The organism is Burkholderia sp. BCC1208, assembly GCF_902833095.1.
Lineage (GTDB): Bacteria > Pseudomonadota > Gammaproteobacteria > Burkholderiales > Burkholderiaceae > Burkholderia.
On the sequence record NZ_CADFDY010000015.1, the window covers coordinates 64,304 to 82,612 of the forward strand.

Here is an 18,309-nt window from a genome sequence, read left to right on the forward strand (position 1 = left end):
ACATCATCGTCAATAGGACAAATCCGATAAATTGACGCGGATTGTTTCATTCTCGCCCTCTGTAGCATTTTTTTACAACTTTCAGGGGCCGGGCAGCCCGGAACGCCCGCCACACGGGCGCCTTGCGCCGACCGATATGCGCAAATCAGCACAATCCAATGTGCTCAACATCAGATAAATTTAATTATCAGATAATTAATAAATACAAATACAAGTCCATTCTAAACAAAAACATTAACAAGTTAATTAAAGACGCCAGACATTATCTCTCAGCATGCCAGTTTGCATTACAAACATGAAAGACTTTCATGCCACGCAAACGTTTGCTATTTCATTTGTCTTACTTTTTGGATGGCAAAGTGTGTGACCTGCCGCACAATCATGTCTTAACTCATTGATTTATATGAATATTTTTCAGACTCAAGGGGAGGTTTCCGACCATACATTGTACATTCCAGAATCTTTCAAATTCATTCGCACTCAATACATCAAAACACGATGCATTAACCATTCTTTAACTTTAAAAACGCTTCATTTATCACTGTTTGTCAATCTCTAAAATCCACCTCCAATAAACTCCGCCCATCAATTTTGAGATTCGCGCGAGCGCACGGAGTAATCCTCTAACAAAAGAGACCGGTGTGTGGCGTGCACATTTGGAGGTAGCAGGACATGAACCGCACATACCGCTCGATCTGGAACGAAGCGCTTGGCGCCTGGGTCGCGGCATCGGAACACGATTCGGCACGGGGCAAGCCGAACAAGTCGGCCGTGGTGGTCGCCGCCGTCGCGGCTCTGGCGATCAGCCTGCCCGGGTTGGCCGAAGCCAATACGCTCAACACACAGCAAACCTGCTTGACGGGAAGCAGCGGCGCGGTCGGCCGCGTCAACCCGGGCGGCACGCAAAACCAGGCCGGCGACGGCTCCGGAACGTACTCGGTCGTCGCCGGCTGTAACTCCAACGGCAACGGCTGGACGGGCGTCACGGTATATGGCTCGTTCGCGCAGGCGACCGGCAACGGCGCCGTCGCCACCGGCATGCAGTCGTCGGCCGGCCTCTGGGGCGTCGCGGCCGGCCTCGAAACTACGGCCAGCGGTGCCGGAGCGACCGCACTCGGCTTCGGCTCGACTGCAAATGCGCTGAACTCCGTCGCGATCGGCGGCGCGGGCGGCAACGGAACGACGCCGCTGTCGCAGGCAAACTCGACCATCGCATCGGGCGCGGGCGCAGTCGCCATCGGCAGCAACGCAACGAAGGGCGCGCAGTCCGCCGCGTCGGACGGCATCGCGATCGGCGGTCAATCGTCCGTCGCATCGACCGCCACGTCGGGTATCGCACTCGGCCGCGGTGCGACCGCCAATGGCGCGTACGGCATCGCGCAAGGTGACGGCGCGGTTGCGGGTGTCGCGGGGAGCACTTCGATCACGAATAACGTTGCAATTGGGGCTGCAGCCTCTGCGACGGGTGGCAATGCAGTTGCACTGGGTGGGGGCGCCAAGGCATCCGGACTCGACGGCACGGCACTTGGCTTCAACGCAAGCGCCACCGGATCCACAAGTTACGCGTCCGGTTTTGGTGCGGTTGCATCGAACACGGATGCGACGGCTATCGGCAACCAGGCCACGGCAAGCGGTCAGCAGGATACCGCCATCGGTGTGACGGCCGTTGCGTCGGGTGGGAACGGGGTCGCGCTCGGCAACAGGGCGGCCGCGACGGCCGCTAATGCAACTGCCGTTGGTGCGTCATCTGTCGCGTCGGCCGGACAAGCATCGGCATTTGGCCTCGGCGCCAATGCAACCGGAACGAACGCAACGGCGCTCGGTATCGGAACCGTCGCGTCGAATTTCGCTGCGCTGGCTGCCGGCAATCAGTCGACCGCGGCGGGTTCCGCCGCCGTGGCACTGGGAAGTACTTCAACGGCAGGGGCGAATTCGTCGGTTGCAATCGGCGACACCTCGAGCGTTTCGTCGACGGCCGGTTTGGGTTCAACGGCGATTGGTTACCGTTCGACCGTCAAGTCCGGGACCGGTGCCGTTGCGATCGGCAGCCAACAGACCGTGAGCGGTAACGGCGCGGTGGCGATCGGCGACCCGAACATTGCGAACGGCACGGGTGCCGTGACGATGGGTGCAAATAACGTCGCTGCAGGCAATGCGGCGGGGACGACAGCCGCGAACGGTGCCGTGGCAATCGGCAACAGCAACAGTGCGATCGGCCAGGGCTCGGTTGCACTGGGCAATAGCAGTACGACTACGGCGGCCGGGGGCATCGCGATCGGCGATACCGCGGTATCCGGTGCGACGAACGCACTGGCATTCGGGGCTGGCGCCAACGCGAACGTGACGGGCTCGGTCGCGCTCGGCTCTGGTGCGGCCACGACCGGTACCGCGAATACGGCGACGGGCGGCACCGGTGCTGTCAGCAGCACGACGATCGGAAGTCAGACATTCGGTACCTATGCCGGCGCGAATTCGGCCGCTGGTGTTGTGAGCGTGGGCGCCGCGGGTTCCGAGCGTCGCATCCAAAATGTGGCGGCCGGCTTGATCAGTGCAACCAGCACGGACGCAATCAACGGTAGCCAGCTTTACGCCGTGGCCAGCACCACGACGTCGAACATCGTCAGCTTGTCGACTTCCACGTCGACGGGTCTTTCGTCGGCTAATAGCTCGGTTTTATCGCTGTCCACGTCGACCTCGACTGGCATCAACTCGTTGTCCACTGGTCTCAGCTCGGCAAATAGTTCCGTCACGTCGCTTTCGACTTCCACGTCGACGGGTCTCTCGTCGGCCAACAGCTCGATCTCGTCGCTGTCCACGTCGACCTCGACCGGCATCAACTCGTTGTCCACCGGCCTGAGCTCGGCTAACAGCTCCGTCACGTCGCTTTCAACTTCCACGTCGACGGGTCTCTCGTCGGCCAATAGCTCGGTCACGTCGCTGTCCACGTCGACCTCGACCGGCATCAACTCGTTGTCCACTGGTCTCAGCTCGGCAAATAGTTCCGTCACGTCGCTTTCGACCTCCACGTCGACGGGTCTCTCGTCGGCCAATAGCTCGCTTACGTCGCTGTCCACGTCGACCTCGACTGGCATCAACTCGTTGTCCACTGGTCTCAGCTCGGCAAATAGTTCCGTCACGTCGCTTTCGACTTCCACGTCGACGGGTCTCTCGTCGGCCAACAGCTCGATCTCGTCGCTGTCCACGTCGACCTCGACCGGCATCAACTCGTTGTCCACCGGCCTGAGCTCGGCTAACAGCTCCGTCACGTCGCTTTCAACTTCCACGTCGACGGGTCTCTCGTCGGCAAACAGCTCGATTACGTCGCTGTCCACGTCGACTTCGACCGGCATCAATTCGCTGTCCACCGGCCTCAGCTCGGCAAACAGCTCGGTTACATCGCTTTCGACTTCCACGTCGACGGGTCTCTCGTCGGCAAACAGCTCGATTACGTCGCTGTCCACGTCGACTTCGACCGGCATCAATTCGTTGTCCACGGGCCTGAGCACGGTCTCGACGAAGACGGACAACCTCGGTAGCAGCACCGCCTCGGCACTTGGCGGCGGTTCGACGTACGACCCGACGACGGGCAAGGTCTCGGCCCCGTCGTACACCACGTACAACGCGAACGGCACGACGTCGACCGCCAACAACGTGGGCTCGGCGATCAACAACATCAACAGCCAGGGCATCAAGTACTTCCACGCGAATTCGACCGGCCCCGACAGCGCCGCAACGGGCGCCGACGCAGTCGCCATTGGCTCCGGCGCTGTCGCCAGCACGATCAACTCCGTCGCCATCGGCCTCGGCGCTACCGCCAGCACGAACAACTCCGTCGCGCTCGGCGCCAACTCAAAGACCGCCGCGGCAACCCCCACGAGCAGCGCGACCGTCGGCGGCGTGACGTTCAGCGGATTCGCTGGTGCCAATCCGGTCGGAGTCGCCAGCGTGGGTGATATCGGCAAGGAACGACAAGTCACCAACGTCGCCGCAGGTCAAGTGACCTCGACCAGTACCGACGCGATCAACGGCAGCCAGCTGTATTCGGTCGCTCAACAAGTCGGTACTGCGACCAGCGCCATTTCGTCGCTGTCGACTTCGACTTCGACCGGTTTGTCGTCGGCCAACAGCTCGATCACCTCGCTGTCCACGTCGACTTCGACGGGTCTGTCCACGGCCAACAGCTCGATCACGTCGTTGTCGACTTCGACCTCGACGGGTCTTTCGTCGGCCAACAGCTCCATCACGTCGCTGTCCACCTCGACTTCGACGGGCCTGTCGTCAGCTAACAGCTCGATCACTTCGCTGTCGACTTCGACCTCGACGGGTATCAATTCGCTGTCGACCGGCCTCAGCTCGACCGATAGCTCGGTAACGTCGCTGTCGACTTCGACTTCGACAGGTCTGTCCACGGCCAACAGCTCGATTACTTCGCTGTCGACCTCGACTTCGACCGGCCTCTCGTCGGCAAACAGCTCGATCACCTCGCTCTCGACTTCGACCTCGACCGGTCTGTCCACGGCCAATAGCTCGATCACTTCGCTGTCGACTTCGACTTCGACGGGCCTGTCGTCGGCTAACAGCTCGATCACCTCGCTGTCCACCTCGACTTCGACGGGTCTGTCCACGGCCAACAGCTCGATCACCTCGCTGTCGACTTCGACCTCGACGGGTATCAATTCGCTGTCGACCGGCCTCAGCTCGACCGATAGCTCGGTAACGTCGCTGTCGACTTCGACCTCGACGGGTCTGTCCACGGCTAACAGCTCGATCACGTCGTTGTCGACGTCGACTTCGACTGGCCTCTCGTCGGCGAATAGCTCGATCACTTCGCTGTCCACGTCGACCTCGACCGGCATCAACTCGCTGTCCACCGGCCTGAGCTCCGCAAACAGCTCCGTCACGTCGCTTTCGACCTCCACGTCGACCGGCCTGTCTACGGCCAATAGCTCGATCACCTCGCTGTCCACCTCGACCTCGACCGGCTTGTCGTCGGCTAACAGCTCGATCACTTCGTTGTCGACTTCGACCTCGACGGGTCTGTCATCTGCTAACAGCTCCATCACGTCGCTGTCGACCTCGACTTCGACGGGTCTGTCCACGGCCAACAGCTCGATCACCTCGCTGTCGACCTCGACTTCGACGGGTCTGTCGTCGGCTAACAGCTCCATCACGTCGCTGTCGACTTCGACTTCGACAGGTCTGTCCACGGCCAACAGCTCGATCACCTCGTTGTCGACTTCGACCTCGACCGGCCTGTCGTCGGCTAACAGCTCGATCACTTCGCTGTCGACTTCGACCTCGACCGGTCTGTCCACGGCCAACAGCTCGATTACTTCGTTGTCGACCTCGACTTCGACCGGCCTCTCGTCGGCAAACAGCTCGATCACGTCCCTGTCGACGTCGACTTCGACCGGTCTGTCCACGGCCAATAGCTCGATTACTTCGCTGTCGACTTCGACTTCGACGGGTCTGTCCTCGGCTAACAGCTCAATCACTTCGCTGTCGACCTCGACTTCGACAGGTCTGTCCACGGCCAACAGCTCGATCACGTCGCTGTCGACCTCGACTTCGACGGGCCTGTCATCGGCCAACAGCTCGATCACCTCGTTGTCCACCTCGACTTCGACGGGTCTGTCGTCGGCTAACAGCTCCATCACGTCGCTGTCGACTTCGACTTCGACAGGTCTGTCCACGGCCAACAGCTCGATCACGTCGTTGTCGACTTCGACCTCGACCGGCCTGTCGTCGGCTAACAGCTCGATCACCTCGCTCTCGACGTCGACCTCGACCGGTCTGTCCACGGCCAACAGCTCGATCACGTCCCTGTCGACCTCGACTTCGACGGGCCTGTCGTCGGCTAACAGCTCGATCACTTCGCTGTCGACGTCGACTTCGACCGGTCTGTCCACGGCCAATAGCTCGATTACTTCGTTGTCGACGTCGACTTCGACCGGTCTGTCCACGGCTAACAGCTCGATCACGTCTCTGTCGACCTCGACTTCGACGGGTCTGTCCACGGCCAACAGCTCGATCACGTCGTTGTCGACGTCGACTTCGACGGGCCTCTCGTCGGCGAATAGCTCGATCACGTCGCTGTCCACCGGACTGAGCTCGACCAACAGCTCGGTGTCGTCACTGTCGACCTCCACGTCGACGGGTCTGTCGTCGGCCAACAGCTCGATCACGTCGCTCTCGACGTCGACTTCGACGGGCCTCTCGTCGGCGAACAGCTCGATCACCTCGCTGTCCACCTCGACTTCGACCGGCATCAACTCGCTGTCCACCGGCCTGAGCAGCACGGACAGCACGATCCTGTCGCTGTCCACGTCGACCTCGACCGGCATCGGCTCGCTGTCCACCGGCCTGAGCAGCACGAACAGCTCGGTGTCGTCGCTGTCCACGTCCACCTCGACCGCGATCAACGCCGCGAAGACGCACTACTACAGCGTCAACGACAACGGCGTGCAGCAAGCCAACTACGCCAACGACGGCGCCACCGGCACCAATGCTCTCGCCGCCGGCGTGAACGCCAGCGCGGCGGGCGCGAGCAGCGTGGCAGTCGGCGACGGCTCGAACGCGCAGACGGCAGGCGCGGTCGCGATCGGTCAGAACGCGTCGGCAACGGGCGGCAAGGCGGTGTCGATCGGCTCCGGCAACACCGCGTCCGGCGACGGCGCAGTCGCGATCGGCGATCCGAACGTTGCGACGGGTACCGGCGCAGTGGCGATGGGTGCGAACAACACGGCGACCGGCGACGGCACGGTGTCCCTCGGCAACCAGAACACGGCAACCGGCGCCAGCGCGCTCGCCCTCGGCAGCTCGAACCAGGCCACCGCGGACAACACGATCGCGCTGGGCAGCCAGGCCACGGCCAGCGCCACCGGCGCACAGGCCTACGGCTCGGCCGCCAAGGCCACGGCAGCCGATGCGCTCGCCTTCGGCACGAACGCGCAAGCGAACGTGGCCAACTCGATCGCACTCGGCGCGAACTCGGTCACGGCCGCGGCGGTCGGCACCTCGAGCGCCACGATCGGCGGCGTCACGTACCCGTTCGCGGGCAGCGCGCCGGTCGGCGTGGTGAGCGTCGGCGCACCGGGCCAGGAACGCCAGATCACGAACGTCGCCGCGGGCCGGATCTCGGCCACGAGCACGGACGCGATCAACGGCAGCCAGCTGAACGCGACGAACAACGCGATCAACACGCTGTCGACGTCCACCGCATCGAACGTCGCGTCGCTGTCCACCGGCATCAATTCGCTGTCGACCGGCCTGAGCACGACCAACAGCAACGTGGCGTCGCTGTCCACGTCGACCTCGACCGCGATCAATTCGCTGTCGACGGGCCTCAGCACGACGAACAGCAACGTCACCTCGCTGTCGACGTCGACCTCGACGGGCATCGGTTCGCTGTCCACCGGCCTGAGCACGACGAACAGCAACGTGGCGTCGCTGTCGACGGGCGTGACGAACATCAACAACCAGCTGAACCAGCTGTCGACGACGCTCAACAACAACACGACGCGTGCGGCCAACAACAACGGCATCGCGGCCGACATGAACGGCAAGGGCACCGACGCCCCGGTCGTCACCGCCGGCTCGAACTCGGTGGCGATCGGTGCGGCTTCGAACGACGGCGGTCGCTCGAACGTGGTGTCGGTCGGCAGCGACACGCAGCAGCGCCAGATCACGAACGTCGCGCCGGGTACGCAAGGCACCGACGCGGTGAACGTGAACCAGTTGACGCAGGTGCAGACGACGCTGTCGACGGCACTGTCGGGCCAGCAGGCGCAGATCAACTCGCTGGGTTCGCAACTGCAGCAGACCGACCAGATGGCGAAGCAGGGTATCGCGGCCGTCGGCGCGATGGCGTCGATCCCGCAGCTCGATCGCGACGCCAACTTCGGGATGGGCGTGGGCACGTCGACCTTCCTCGGCCAGAAGGCGATGGCGGTCAACATGCAGGCGCGCATCACGGAGAACCTGAAGGCGTCGATCAACGGCGGTTTCAGCGGCGGTCAGAAGGTGATCGGCGCCGGCATGCTGTATCAGTGGAAGTAACGCGTCGCGCCGCCCGGCCGTTCGGCTCGCCGCCGGACGGCCCGCGGCTCCGACGGCAGGACGAGCCCGCTGCGCGCCGCGTGGCGGGCCTCGGTCAACCCAAGCTTTAAGGACGTCACCGTGAACAAACTCGCACTTGCGCTCGCGCTTTCCGCAACGGCCCTCGCCGCGTGCTCGACCGCATCCGGCCCGACCTTCAGCGCCTCCGAACTTCAGCCGCGCGACGGCGTGCGCACGTTCCAGGTGGACTGCCACGGCCTGCTGTCGGGCCCGCAGACCTGCATGAGGGCTGCCCGCAAGATCTGCGGCGACGAGCCCGTGCGCGCCGTGGACTCGGCCCGCGCGCTGCGCGACAAATCCGATCCGGCCACGCTGGTCTTCCAGTGCGGCGCCGCACCGGCCGAAGCGGCCTCGGCCGCCGAACCGGCCGCCGCCGCGGTCGAACGCGTGAACCTGTCGGGCGACGCGCTGTTCGCCACCGACCACGCGACGCTCGCACCGACCGCGCGCGAATCGCTGGACCGGCTGCTGAGCGAGCGCGCGGACCGCACGTACTCGCAAGTGTCGGTCACCGGCTTCACCGATTCGGTAGGCAGCGACGACTACAACCTCGCGCTGTCGAAGCGCCGCGCCGAATCGGTCGCCGCCTATCTGAAGGCGCACGGGCTGAAGACCGACTCGATGACGGTCTCGGGCCGCGGCAAGGCCGATCCGGTCGCCTCGAACGCGACGCCGGAAGGCCGCGCCAGCAACCGCCGCGTCGAGATCCGGCTGCAGCACTGAGCCGCCCGCGGCCGCCCCTGCGGCCGCGCGATCCGGCGGGCCGCCGCGCCGCGCCGGCATGCCGCCGGACGACCGGGCGCCGCTTCGCCGGCGCCCGCTCCCGTTGGGCGGCGGCTATGTCAAAGTTCGTCACGCCCTGCCAAAACCGGCGGTTTCCATGCCACAATCGCCGGCAAACAGTTGCCGGGGCAGCCTGCCCGACGCACGCCGTGCCTGGCGTGCCCGGCGACACGCCGGAATCCGGCTGCCGCCCGCGCGAATCCCGTCGCCCGATTCGCGCACAGCGGCGCACCGGCGCGAATCCAACCATGACGATCCACGGCGCCGCTGCCGGCCAGACGCTCGACGCGATGCCCGGACGCACGACGCCGCAGAGGAAACAACCGGTGACGGACATCAATGAAGCCGCCGCGAGCGGCACCCGCAAGCAACGGCCGGCGGTCGGCATCTCGCTGTTTGCGCGCGACGGCCAGGCGATCTGGGAAAACGGCATTCACCAGAACATCGCGTTCCTCGCGATGATGCTCAAGCGCTCGGATCGCGTCGGCCCCGTCTATTTCCTGAACGGCGGCGACGCCAACGCGCTGCCGGCCGGCCTCGAACTCGACGGCCTCGACATCCCGCTCGTGAAACCCGCCGACGTCACGCACGAACTCGACGTCGTGATCGAAATGGGCGCGCAGTTGCCGGTCGAATGGCTCAGGCACATGAAGGCGCTCGGCAAGAAGATCGCCGCGTTCTTCTGCGGGCACGTGTATGCGGGCCTGTGCGAAACGCCGATCTTCGGGAAACCGTCGGGGCACGTGTTCAACGGCGCACCGTTCGACGAAGCGTGGCTGCTGCCGCAATACGACAAGACCGCCGCGCCGATGCTGCAGACGATCCTGCGCGCGCCCGTCCATCTGATGCCGCATATCTGGTCGCCGTACTTCCTCGAGCGCCGCGTGGCCACGCTCGCCGACGAAGGCGCGACGTTCGGCTATCGGCCCGGCCAACGGCCGTGGAAGCTCGCGATGCTCGAGCCGAACATCTCGGTCGCGAAGTCCTGCCATTACCCGATGCTCGCGTGCGACGAGTTCTATCGCGCGCGGCCCGACGCGGTGCAGCACATGTTCGTCGTCAACTCGATGCACATGAAGGAACATCCGACCTTCGTGCACTTCGCCAACAGCCTCGATCTCGTCCGCCAGCACAAGGCGACGTTCGAACCGCGCATCGACCTGCCGGGCTTCATGGCGCGTCACGCGGATGCGGTCGTATCGCATCACTGGGAAAACGGGCAGAACTATCTGTATTACGACGTGCTGTACGGCGACTATCCGCTGATCCACAACTCGACGCTGCTCGGCGATGCCGGCTATTACTACCCGGACTTCGACTCGGCCGCCGGCGGCCGCGCGCTGCTCGAAGCGTGGCTGCATCACGACGAACGCCTCGACGACTACCGCGCGAAGGCGGCCCGGCTGCTGCAGTCGGTCTCGATCAACAACCCCGCGAACCTCGACGCGTTCGTCTCGCGTCTGGTCGCCTGAACCGGAGAATACGCATGTCGGACTCCAATGCCCGTCAAGCGCCCGGCGAGGGCAAGCGTCTCGTCGTCGGCGTGTCGCTGTTCGTGCGCGGCGCCGGCCAGTCGCTGTGGGAAAACGGCATTTTCCAGAACTGCCTGCTGCTCATTCTGTTGCTGCGCCAGTCGCCGCTCGTCGCCGAAGCCGTGATGGTGAACGGCGGCGAACACGTCGCCGATCCTCAGATGATGCTCGGCGAGTGGAACGTGCCGCTGCTGTCGATGGACGAAGCGCTCGAGCGCTGCGACGTGCTGATCGAAATGAGCGCGCAGTTCGGCGCGGACTACCTGCGCGCGTTTCGCGAGCGCGGCGGCAAGGTCGTCACGATGCGGGTCGGCAACGACTACGTGATCGATATCGAACGCGCGATGTTCGACAAGCCGTCGGGTTTCCTGTTCTCGGGCGCGCCGTACGACGCGGTGTGGACGATTCCCGAGTTCGAGCGCTCGTGCCTGCACTACTACCAGACGGGCCTGCGCGCGCCGGTCACGATCGTCCCGCACATCTGGCACCCGATGCTGTTCGACAAGGCGCGCGCGACGCTCGGCGCCGGTCTGACGTTCGGCTATCAGCCCGGCAAGCCGCGCTGGCGCGTGACGATGTTCGAGCCGAACATCTGCATGGTGAAGACCAGCGTCATTCCGATGCTGATCACGGAGGAGGCTTACCGCGCGAACCCGGCATTCCTCGAATTCGTGCGCGTGTGCAACACGATTCACCTGAAGGATCACACGACGTTCATCCACTTCGCGAAGAGTCTCGATATCGTCGAGCACGGCATCACGACGTTCGAAAGCCGCTATGCGGTGTACGAATTCATGGCCGCGTACGGCGATGCGGTGGTGTCGCATACGTGGGAAAACGCGCAGAACTACCTGTACTACGAGCTGCTGTACGGCGACTATCCGCTGATCCACAACTCGCCGTTCCTCGGCAAGGCCGGGTATTTCTATCCGGACTTCGACTGCCAGGCGGGCGGCCGCGCGCTGTTGCAGGCGTTCGCCGAACACGACGCGAACTTCGACGCATACCGCGAGCAATCGAAGCACGTGCTCGACTCGGTCAGCATCTACAATCCCGAGAACGTCGCGGCCTATACGGACGCGATCGCCGCCCTCTATCGCGACGCGTGACGCGCCGCCCTTTCCGGACCCAGACGATGACCGCACGCACGCCCCTCACTCGCGCAAAATGGCTGATCGGCTGCGCCGCCGCATCGATCGCGATCGGCGCGCACGCGCAATCCGCCGGCGAATCGGCCGACACGCTGCTCCGCGACTCCGATGCGGTGTTCAAGCAGCTCGACGCCGGCCAGTACGGCGCGGTATGGACCGACGCCGCACCGTTCGTGAAGACGCGCATCAAGCAGGATCAGTTCGCGGCGCAGATGCAGCAGGCACGCCAGTCGGTCGGCACGGTCAGCCATCGCGGCTGGGCACAGATCACGCGGATCCGCTACAGCAACGCATCGTCGATGCCAGACGGCCTGTATGCGAACGTCGACTACACGACGACGCTCGCGAGCGGTGCGACCGTTTACGAAAAGCTGAGCTTTCGCCTCGATGACGACGGCCGCTGGCACCTGACGGGCTATGTGCCGCGCCGGTCGCAAAACTTCACGCAATAAGCGGCGCCCGCGCCCGCTCACGGAGCCGATCCGATGAAACTCAATGTCGCGATAACGATGAACGTGCAGCGCGACGCGACGCAGTCGATCTGGTACAACGGCGCGAACCAGCACTGCGTGTACCTGTACATGCTGCTGAAGCAATCGCCGTTGATCGGCGAGGTCTGGCTCGCGCACGACGACGGCGTCACCGAGTATCCGCAGGCGCTGATGATGGACGCGTTCGGCGACGCGCTGCGGCCGCTGTCGGCCGTCGTTCACCAGACCGACCTGCTGATCGAGATGAATGCGTTCGTCGACCCGTCGCACACGGACGTCGTGCGCCAGCGCGGCGGCAAGTGCGTGTCGTACCGCTTCGGCAACGACTACGTGATCGCAGTCGAGACGATCAACTTCGAGAAGAACGACTGGCGTCCGAACCCGCACCGCGTGCAGTTCGACGAGATCTGGACCAATCCGCAGCACATGCATACGTGCGCCGCGTATTTCCGGGCCGTGTACCGCGCGCCGGTGATCGAGCTGCCGCATATCTGGTCGCCGTATTTCATCGAACGCAGCCTCGACGCCGACCCTGAACTGAAGGCGCGCTTCGGCTATCGCAATCATGGCCCGGCCAAGCGCATCGCGTTCTTCGAGCCGAACCTGAACGTCGTGAAGAGCGCGATCGTGCCGATGCTCGCCGCGAATGCGTGCTACGTCGAACATCCTGAGCTGGTCGAGCACGTGTACATGACCAACACGTTCGACAAGAAGGAAAACGTCGCCTTCAAGCATCTCGCGCTCGGGCTCGAAATGGTGCGCGACGGCAAGGCCACCGCCGACGTGCGCGCGCCGTTCGTCGCATGGGCCGCGCATCACACCGACATCGTCGTGTCGCACCACTGGGAAAACGGCCTGAACTACCTGCTGTACGACGCGCTGTACGGCAACTACCCGCTCGTGCACAACTCGCCGTTCCTGCGCGACGTCGGCTACTACTATCCGGACTTCGAGATCTTCGATGCAGCGGCCGCGATCGCGACCGCCGCGCAGACGCACGACGCACGGCTGGACGACTACGCGGCCGCCGCCCGCCGCTGCCTGCATCAGGTCGACACCCTCGCCGAGCACAACGTCCGCGCCTATTCCACGCAGATCCAGCACCTGTTCGCCGGCCGCCCGCTCGGCTGATGTTCTTCGCACGCGCCCGTGCGTTCCGCCATTTCGTCGTGCTCGATCCGATCCGCCACCCGTTGGTCATGACCGACACGGCGCGTGGCGGGCCCCCGCGCTGATCCGGGCCGCGGCACACGGCCCGCACGCGCGCCGGTTGCGTTACGCCAGTACCCGATCGCCGCATTGCGCGGCGAACGCGCGGCCATGCCGCCGCCCCATGCGCGCGAGCACCGCGAAACAACGGGCTGCCGATCGGTCTGCACCGCCCGATTGCCTGACGAGGCTGTCGGATACGCCGCGCGCGATCGCCGATTCGTCGCCGCACGCGCCGGCGATGACGCCCGCGTAATAGTGCCGGGCCGCCAGTTCGCGGCCGCCCGCGTCGAGCGGGCTCATCCGCTGAATGCGGCGCGCGACGATCGTGAGGCCGTCCAGATAGGACGCGAGATCGATCGGCACATCGCTCGATTCGGCGCCGAGTTGCCCCAGCATGTCGATCAGTTCGGCGATCGCGACCAGGTCGCGCGCATCGGCCGCCTGCGTGCCCGTTTCGCCTCCGGCTTTCGTTCCCGCCATGCCCACGCCCCTTTGCGATGCGTCCCGCTCCCGACGCACACCCGCGCGCCGCCCTGCCCGTTCCCGCGATCAAGCGGCGGCCGGCGATCGCCATGAAAACCGGATGCCCTGCGCCCACGTGACGCCGGCATCCATGATGATCTGTCGGTCGGTCTCGCTTTCCACGCCTTCGACGACGACGTGCCGCGCACTTTCATGCGCAAACGCGATCAGCCGGCGGAACTGGTAGCGCCCGATCGCGTTGCGTTTGATCAGCGACAGGATCGAGCGGTCGAGCTTCACGATGTCGGGATTGCCGACCACCAGATTGTTCAATGCACTGAAACCGACGCCGAAATCGTCGATCGCGATCCGGCACCCGGCCCGCCGGAAGCGATACACGAACGACCGGCCGGCGACCGGGTTCAGCGGCCCCGTCTCCGTGATCTCGACCAGCAGCCGCGCCGCCACCGACGGCTCGCGCTCGAGCCGCCTGAAAATCGCCAGCCACGCGTCGTCCACGACCGCACTCGCCGCCGCGACGTTGCAGCCGTACACGGCGCCCGGATCGGCGCGCAGCGCATCGATCGTGCGGCCGACCACCAGCCGGTCGAACCAGCGCATCAACCCGAGCGCTTCGAGGCGCGGCAGGAAGGCGAGCGGCGGCAGCGCATCGCGCTCGCCCCACCGCAGCCGCGCCAGGCATTCCTCGTACAGCACGCCGCCCGACAGGTCGGCGCGGCACACGGGCTCGTGCGCGAATCCGAGCCGGCTTTCGACGAAACTGCGTACCGACGCAAGGTCGGGATGATCGTCGGGTGCTCCGAACACGAGATCAATTTCGTCGCGATTCGCTTTCCGATTCGCCTCCTGGCGAGCTTCGACCGCATTCATCCGGCGCTCCGGCTAATGGCGAGCCGCCGATCACGGCTCAACCTCAACACATAGGCGGAACGAGCCAACCTCGACGCGCTCCGCCGCCCACCCGGCCCATCCTGTATGTCGATTTTTTCCGGGGAGCGTACTGTTCGCTTCGGCGCCGTCAAATTCGATATTTTTACGATATACGGTTACTCGAAATACACCATGCGTGCACGATCCCGACAGTGCGACAGGTTACACAACGAGAATTACCAGAACCCAAAATTCGGCTCGTTTATCTTTTTTATCTAAACGGTTTTATCCGGATTGTATTTTCCCGGATTTGCTCGACGCGCGAATCGGGACAACGCCAATTGCTCAGATAAATAGCGTGCCGCAAAGTGCCGCCCATGCTCGATATGTCGGTCGAAACTTCGATCTCCGCACATGCCGCTTCCCACGCACAACCTGCCGCCGCGCGTCATTCGATCACCGCAGCATTCAATTTTCACGTTTCAAACGATATTATTAAATTTCGAAACGGAATCAATCCCCGTTGAATCAATAATACCAACTTCAATTATATGAAGATTATCGATTGAAACATATTTAACAATCTTTCTGACTTGTTAACCTATAAACTTGTTTTCGACGGACTTCCCTCGGAGCCGTCAATTTCGTGCCTTCGAAAACCGTCGAACCCATCCGGTTCGGCGGTTTCTTTTTTTAACGGCATTATTTCGTCAGACATTAGGGCGGGACAAACCCGACGGCGGGGGCGGCGCAACGACCGTGCGCCGCGGAAACTCGGTCTCAGGCGGCCGGCGCGCCGATCAGGTTCGCGAGCAGCGCGTCGTACTCGGCGACGAGCGCCGGATTCGCCGACGTGTAACGTCCGAGGATCTCGCGCTGGCGCCGCGTATACGCTTGCCACTCGTCGTCGTGCGTATGCAGCGCGCGAAGCAGCGCATCGGCGCCCTGCTGCACGTCGTTGTCCGGATAGTAGTAGCCGAGATCGGGCGCGAGACTCGCGTTGTGCACGAGCGGATAACCCTGCCAGCACACGTCGAAATAGAAATAGTTCAGCGGGTTCGACCATTGGTGCGACACGACGATATCGGTCAGGTCGGCCAGGAACAGCGGCGTATCGAAGCGCCCGACGAAGCTCGCCTTGCCCGCGCGCACGATCTCCAGGTAGTTCATCAGCATCACGAACTCGGGGCTGTCGTGCGCGAGGCGATCGGCGTTCGTCACGTGCGCGAAGCAGATCGCGTCGGGGTCGCGACGATACGCTTCGTCGATGATCAGCATCGGATACACGCAGAACTTCACGACGTTGTGGTTCGGCTCCATCACCGTGAGCCGCTTGCCGGGCTCGCTGCGCGGCCGGTATTCACCGCGCTCGGGCAGCGACTGCGCGCGTTCGGTCAGGAACATGGGATCCCACACGAACGGCACGACGCGCCCCGGGCAGCGGCGCAGCGACTGCAGGAACGGCAGCGACGACGGCGCGATCTGCGGAATCGCCCATACCTCGTCGTAGCCGCGGTTGATGAACAGCGAATCCCACAGCCGACGGCCGAACAGCATCGACTCCATCGCGTTGATGTACTCGACGCCGCAGCAATAGCTGACCAGCTTCACGCCGCGCGCTTTCAGGTAGGCCGTCTGCTCGCCGTCGATCTGCCCGCCCAGTTCGATCACCACGTCGAGCGCGTCCTTCGTGTCCGCGAACGCGCGCGTGTCATAGACGTTGCAATCCCACGGCAGCGCATCGGTGAGCGGCACGTCGGTCGTGTTGACCAGCGTCACGCGGTAGCCGTGCGGCGACGCCATCAGCAGCTTCGCGAGGAACAGCGCGTTCTGCTTGATGCCGTTGATCCACAAGCTTTCGTCGGGGGCACGCAATCCGATCGTGATACCGATGCGCAGGCCGGTCAGGACAGGAGACGTCATCGTCGGCGGGATGGAAAGTTGAACGGAAATGGCATGGCGCAGTGTAGCGCGCGGAGCGCCGCCCGCGTCAAGCGGCGGCAACCCGGCATTTTAGCGAAGACAGCCCGCCGCACACTGTCAGGGATGGTCAGCGCCCACTTCGGCCGTGCCGATCCGCCCGATCGTTATGCGATACTCGTGCCGACCGGCGGCAGGCAGCCCGGTTGTCCCGGAGCACTCGAGCAAGCAGCACGCCACCTCGCCGCACCACGATCAAAACCAGGGCACACAGAATGGAACACGATGCCGCGCAAGGCTTCCAGCCCATCCATGACGCACCGCGGCGGCGCTCGCAGGCAAGCGTATCCGGATGGAGCGCCGAGCCGAAGAACATCGCGCGGATCGTGTGTGCGCGTCCCCGCGTTCGGAGCGCGCGATGATCGTCCTCAGTCATTTCAGCCAGCACGCGCCCGCAAGCCTCGATAACCACCGCCGGTACGCGCAGGCGCATGGCTATCGTCACGAGATCGTCGACGCATCCGGCATGCCGCAAGCGCTGCCGCTGCGGCCGCTGCATCGCTACGAGTCGCTGCTTCACGTGCTGCGCGGCGCGCAACCCGACGAACTCGTGCTGCTGCTCAGCGAAGACGCGGCGATCATCGAACCCGTCGCGCTCGATCGCCTGATGGCCGGACGCGACATGCTGTTCGTCGACGCGTTCGCATCGCCGCTGCCGCAGGTCGACGTGCAGATCTGGCGCAATACACCGGACGTGCGCGCGATCGCGATGCGGCTCGTGCAGCGCTGCAAGCTCGGCAGCGAACCGAGGCTGACGTCGGAAGCCGCGCTGTTCGCGGATCTCGATACGCATCGCTACATGACGCCGATCGACGGGCTGTACGCGGTCATGCCGTGCGGCCCCGACCTCGATCCGATGTGGAGCCGCGAACCGACGTTCGCGATCAGCATCGACGACACGCCGCACGATCCCGAACGGAAAGGCGCGACGCCGCGCTTTCGCGACGCGCTCGTCGCGTACGTCAATCGTTGCCGCGCCGCCGGACGACCGATGTTCGCGTTCGATCACGACGCCGCGGCGCCTGACGAAGCCGCCGAGCGCAGCACGTACAATCCCGGCCGCCCGATTGCGTTGATGATGCTGTACACGCCGAACATCGGCAGCTATGCGCGCATCGCCGAACGGAATTTCCGGCGCTACTGCGACGCGCACGGCTACACGCTCTACGTGCATCGCGACATTCCCGCCGAGATCGGGCTGAACGCGACGGGCAACTGGTTCAAGCCGTGGCTGCTGCACGCCTACCTGCAGCACCATGAATGGGTCGTGTGGCTCGATGCCGACGTGCTGATCGCGAACCGGCAGCAACCGCTGGAACCGCTGCTCGAAGGGCGCGACTGGCTGCTCGCACAGGACCTCGGCCAGTGGGCGTTCAATTCGGGCGTGATGGCGTTCCGCCGCACCGAACGCAACGACGCGATGTTGCGCGACCTGATGACGACGATCGCCGCGCTGCACGACCGCTCGAGCGTCTATGCGAGCGATGGCGACCAGTTGCATTTCATTCGCGCGATGGAGCGCAACGGACAGTTGCAACCCGAAGGCGTGGCCGATCTCGTCGGCCTCAACACGCCCTGGCTGTTTCGCCGTGCGGACAGCTACATCGTGCATTACTACGGCATGTGGTCGGCGATGCGTGCGCTGATGATGGCGCACGACGACGGGCTGTTGCCCTGACGGCGCCGCAT

At 64.1% G+C, this 18,309-nt stretch carries 10 protein-coding genes; 7 read left to right on the top strand and 3 right to left on the bottom strand.

Translation table 11 applies throughout. The annotated features are described in order from the left end of the window. The first annotated feature begins 672 nt into the window (after positions 1 to 672). From HWX09_RS31590 to HWX09_RS31615, 6 genes are all read left to right on the top strand, one after another. A complete protein-coding gene (locus tag HWX09_RS31590; protein ID WP_155257325.1) occupies positions 673 to 8,058 on the top strand; it encodes an ESPR-type extended signal peptide-containing protein in 7,386 nt (2,461 codons plus the stop codon). A 120-nt stretch (positions 8,059 to 8,178) separates the two neighbouring features. Further along, positions 8,179 to 8,841, top strand: a complete 663-nt coding sequence (locus HWX09_RS31595; RefSeq protein WP_027781421.1) for an OmpA family protein — start codon at positions 8,179 to 8,181, stop codon at positions 8,839 to 8,841. Positions 8,842 to 9,227: 386 nt separating this feature from the next. Then, complete coding sequence (locus HWX09_RS31600) at positions 9,228 to 10,373, top strand: DUF2827 domain-containing protein (protein ID WP_027781422.1); 1,146 nt, start codon at positions 9,228 to 9,230, stop codon at positions 10,371 to 10,373. Positions 10,374 to 10,387: 14 nt separating this feature from the next. Continuing rightward, positions 10,388 to 11,542, top strand: coding sequence for a DUF2827 domain-containing protein (locus tag HWX09_RS31605; RefSeq protein ID WP_027781423.1), 1,155 nt, complete (start codon positions 10,388 to 10,390; stop codon positions 11,540 to 11,542). Positions 11,543 to 11,568: 26 nt separating this feature from the next. Next, entirely contained in the window at positions 11,569 to 12,036 is a 468-nt protein-coding gene (locus tag HWX09_RS31610) for a DUF4019 domain-containing protein (protein ID WP_027781424.1), read from the top strand. Between the two features lie 33 nt (positions 12,037 to 12,069). Further along, positions 12,070 to 13,206, top strand: a complete 1,137-nt coding sequence (locus HWX09_RS31615; protein WP_027781425.1) for a DUF2827 family protein — start codon at positions 12,070 to 12,072, stop codon at positions 13,204 to 13,206. 144 nt (positions 13,207 to 13,350) lie between these two features. Here the strand turns inward: HWX09_RS31615 and HWX09_RS31620 are convergent, their stop codons facing one another. The 3 genes from HWX09_RS31620 to HWX09_RS31630 all read right to left on the bottom strand — a co-directional run bounded on the left by HWX09_RS31620 (position 13,351) and on the right by HWX09_RS31630 (position 16,563). Continuing rightward, positions 13,351 to 13,767 carry a hypothetical protein gene (locus HWX09_RS31620; protein WP_027781426.1) on the bottom strand — a complete coding sequence of 139 codons (417 nt, stop codon included), beginning with the start codon at positions 13,765 to 13,767 and terminating at the stop codon, positions 13,351 to 13,353. Positions 13,768 to 13,836: 69 nt separating this feature from the next. After that, positions 13,837 to 14,640, bottom strand: coding sequence for an EAL domain-containing protein (locus tag HWX09_RS31625; RefSeq protein WP_027781427.1), 804 nt, complete (start codon positions 14,638 to 14,640; stop codon positions 13,837 to 13,839). Positions 14,641 to 15,420: 780 nt separating this feature from the next. Further along, entirely contained in the window at positions 15,421 to 16,563 is a 1,143-nt protein-coding gene (locus tag HWX09_RS31630; RefSeq protein WP_027781428.1) for a DUF2827 domain-containing protein, read from the bottom strand. Positions 16,564 to 16,978: 415 nt separating this feature from the next. On the opposite strand from HWX09_RS31630, the gene HWX09_RS31635 reads away from it, so the two are divergent. Beyond that, positions 16,979 to 18,298, top strand: a complete 1,320-nt coding sequence (locus HWX09_RS31635; protein ID WP_027781429.1) for a hypothetical protein — start codon at positions 16,979 to 16,981, stop codon at positions 18,296 to 18,298. Positions 18,299 to 18,309 lie beyond the last annotated feature (11 nt).

What these genes read in the sequence shown, in the direction of transcription:
- HWX09_RS31590 (WP_155257325.1), top strand. Translation starts at nt 673, where the DNA reads ATGAACCGCACATACCGCTCGATCTGGAACGAAGCGCTTGGCGCCTGG.
- HWX09_RS31605 (WP_027781423.1), top strand. Translation starts at nt 10,388, where the DNA reads ATGTCGGACTCCAATGCCCGTCAAGCGCCCGGCGAGGGCAAGCGTCTC.
- HWX09_RS31610 (WP_027781424.1), top strand. Translation starts at nt 11,569, where the DNA reads ATGACCGCACGCACGCCCCTCACTCGCGCAAAATGGCTGATCGGCTGC.
- HWX09_RS31615 (WP_027781425.1), top strand. Translation starts at nt 12,070, where the DNA reads ATGAAACTCAATGTCGCGATAACGATGAACGTGCAGCGCGACGCGACG.
- HWX09_RS31620 (WP_027781426.1), bottom strand. Translation starts at nt 13,767, where the DNA reads ATGGCGGGAACGAAAGCCGGAGGCGAAACGGGCACGCAGGCGGCCGAT.
- HWX09_RS31625 (WP_027781427.1), bottom strand. Translation starts at nt 14,640, where the DNA reads ATGAATGCGGTCGAAGCTCGCCAGGAGGCGAATCGGAAAGCGAATCGC.
- HWX09_RS31630 (WP_027781428.1), bottom strand. Translation starts at nt 16,563, where the DNA reads ATGACGTCTCCTGTCCTGACCGGCCTGCGCATCGGTATCACGATCGGA.
- HWX09_RS31635 (WP_027781429.1), top strand. Translation starts at nt 16,979, where the DNA reads ATGATCGTCCTCAGTCATTTCAGCCAGCACGCGCCCGCAAGCCTCGAT.